We start from the raw sequence: 581 nt of genomic DNA on the forward strand, positions 1-581 counted from the left end.
GGTGATTTAAGCAATAGTGGCACAATAGAAAGCAATGATACCATTGCTTTGCATGCGCAAACAAATCTCAGCCAAACGGGGCGCATTGTCTCTAAAAAGCGGATAGAGCTTTCCAGTGATGGCATCTTGACAATGGGCGAGACAAGTGAGGTTGGCGCCTATGATGTAACGCTGAAGGCAGGCACACTCACCCAAACTGGGCTTGTGGAAGCGCAAGGCGGGGTACTGACTCTCAACAGCCATGATGTTTTAAGCAATTCCGGTATTATGGTGGGCGGTGTTGTTGATGCGAAGCTTGGGTCTTTAGCCAATTCCGGTCAGCTTTTAGCCAGTGACAGTTTTACGCTTGTGGCAAAAAGTCATGATCCGTCATTGGGGCAAGTTGCTCTGGTTTTAAATGGTGAAGACGGTGTTCTCAAAAGTGGTGGTGCTTTTGTCTTAACCGCAGATGTTTTGGACAATGCCGGCAGTATTGGTTCAAGTGGTGATGGGGTTGCGCTCAATGTGAGCGCTGATCTGAGTAATAGTGGGCTGATTTATGCCAAGAAATCTGCCATTTTCTCCTTAGATGGGGATTTTAT

The 581-nt window shown here is 47.2% G+C and carries 1 protein-coding gene; it reads left to right on the forward strand.

Annotated features, from left to right (window positions below; genetic code table 11):
- Nucleotides 1–581: hypothetical protein (locus ACFIMQ_RS09695; protein ID WP_375703960.1), on the forward strand; the 581-nt coding region annotated here is incomplete at both ends.

The organism is Bartonella sp. AD13SXNS (assembly GCF_042196465.1).
Lineage (GTDB): Bacteria > Pseudomonadota > Alphaproteobacteria > Rhizobiales > Rhizobiaceae > Bartonella.